This is a genomic window from Terriglobus sp. YAF25 (assembly GCF_052113305.1).
GTDB lineage: Bacteria > Acidobacteriota > Terriglobia > Terriglobales > Acidobacteriaceae > Terriglobus.
In genome coordinates this window covers 1-1730 of sequence record NZ_JBFRCY010001024.1, presented here as the reverse complement: position 1 = coordinate 1730, position 1730 = coordinate 1, and the positions used below count along the sequence as shown (strand labels likewise).

4 protein-coding genes are annotated in these 1730 nt (G+C 58.1%); all 4 read left to right on the top strand.

Annotated features, from left to right (window positions below):
- The coding region (locus AB4043_RS26245) for an efflux RND transporter permease subunit (protein WP_442308617.1) at positions 1–261 on the top strand (261 nt) is incomplete at its 5' end.
- A complete protein-coding gene (locus AB4043_RS26240) occupies positions 258–980 on the top strand; it encodes a TolC family protein (protein ID WP_442308616.1) in 723 nt (240 codons plus the stop codon). The genes AB4043_RS26245 and AB4043_RS26240, both read left to right, overlap by 4 nt.
- A gap of 10 nt (positions 981–990) precedes the next feature.
- Positions 991–1485 carry a TolC family protein gene (locus AB4043_RS26235; protein WP_442308615.1) on the top strand — a complete coding sequence of 165 codons (495 nt, stop codon included), beginning with the start codon at positions 991–993 and terminating at the stop codon, positions 1483–1485.
- Positions 1486–1600: 115 nt separating this feature from the next.
- Positions 1601–1730 (top strand): thioredoxin family protein (locus AB4043_RS26230; protein WP_442308618.1); only part of this gene is annotated, 130 nt, incomplete at its 3' end.

The window sequence follows — 1730 nt, the reverse complement described above, 5'->3', positions numbered from 1 at the left end:
CAGGAGGACCATGCTGGCCTCCCCGTAGCTGAAGCCGCCGTAAGTGCTGCTCATACGCGACTCCGCCCTATCTTGATGACGTCATTCGCATTCATCTTCGGAGTGGCACCACTTGCTGTAGCGCACGGCGCTGGGGCGGAAATGCGCCAATCCTTGGGAACGGCGGTTCTCTTCGGCATGGTCGGAGTAACCATCTTCGGGCTCTTCTTCACGCCGGCTTTCTACACCATCGTTCGCAAACTCGGCAGGAGGAAAGCATGAGTCGGATCTACCCATTTATCTCAAGAGCCGGGATGACCGGTATCCTCGTGACCTTGCTTCTTGAAGGGTGCAGCGTGGGCCCAAAGTACAGGGCGCCAACGCCTGCTCTCGCACCATTTCACAATCAGGTCAGCGCTTCCGTGAACAACGGAGCGGCGCCCGCGACTCTTGATCAGTGGTGGCTAGGTTTCAACGATCCGAAGCTCGTGACGATTGTTCGACGGGCTTTGGATCAAAACTTGGACCTAGCTGCCACACTCGCACGTGTCAATCAGTCCCGGGCCGCCGCCGCCGGAGCTCGTGCCAGACTCTATCCAACCGGAGAGCTCGACGCGTCAGCGACTGCTGAACGTCAGAGCCTACAAGGCAATTTGGGCACCATCGCGAGCACAGTTCCCACGTTCAGACGCAACATCCACGAGTACACGATAGGCCCGGCCGCCAGTTGGGAAATCGACCTCGCCGGAGGGCTGCGGCACAACGCTGCCGGGGCGCGTGACGAAGTACAAGCCGCCGAAGCAGAAAGTCTGGGTACCCGGATCATTGTTGCTGCGGATGCAGCAGATGCGTATCTGCAGATACGCGGTTATCAAGCCAGGCTGGCGATCGCGCAGAACCAGATAGCGACGGACCAGCACCTGTTACAGCTTGTACAGAACCGAGTGGCTGCAGGCGCGGCGACGAGACGAGAGGGAGCGACGCCTTGCAGCCTCGAATGAACGGATCGGTGTGGCGGTAGCCGACTACTACCCAAAGATCTCGCTCGCTGGAGTGCTGGGATTCGACAGTCTTAACTCCGGCCGCCTCTTTTCGGCATCTGGCTTTCAGCCCGCAGCTGTTGCCGGTTTACGTTGGCGTCTTTTTGATTTCGGCAGAGTGAATGCAGAGGTCAAACAAGCTCAAGGGGCCAATGCTCAAGCCTTGGTGAACTACCGTCAGGCTGTACTTCGTGCAGCCGAAGATGTCGAGAACGCTTTGGCTTCGCTCTCCGAAACGCAAGAGTACGTCGCGGAGCTACAAACTCAAGTCCAGGCCCTGACCAAGGCACGAGACCTTTCACAGCAAGCCTACCGTGCAGGTTCGATCACTCTCACAGATGTGCTTGATGCAGATCGGCAACTCCTATTCGCTCAAGATCAGCTTGACGCAAACCGGGCTGATGTTGGCAGGGCAGCTGTCCTAGTGTTCCGCGCCTTTGGTGGCGGGTGGCAGCCTCCAATCTGACGGACAGCCATCCCGACCTCGGCGGGATGGCCCCTCACCCAGGATGTTGGCGAGCGCATACAGGACGTTAGATCTCGAAGAACTGCTTCAACGCACGAGCAACAAAGGAGGAACGATGGCAAGCATAGTGGAAGTAAGCGACGCAACGTTCGACAACGAAGTTCTCAAGTCAACACAACCGGTTCTAGTGGATTTTTGGGCAGCTTGGTGCGGTCCATGTAGGGCGGTGTCACCGATCGTGGAAC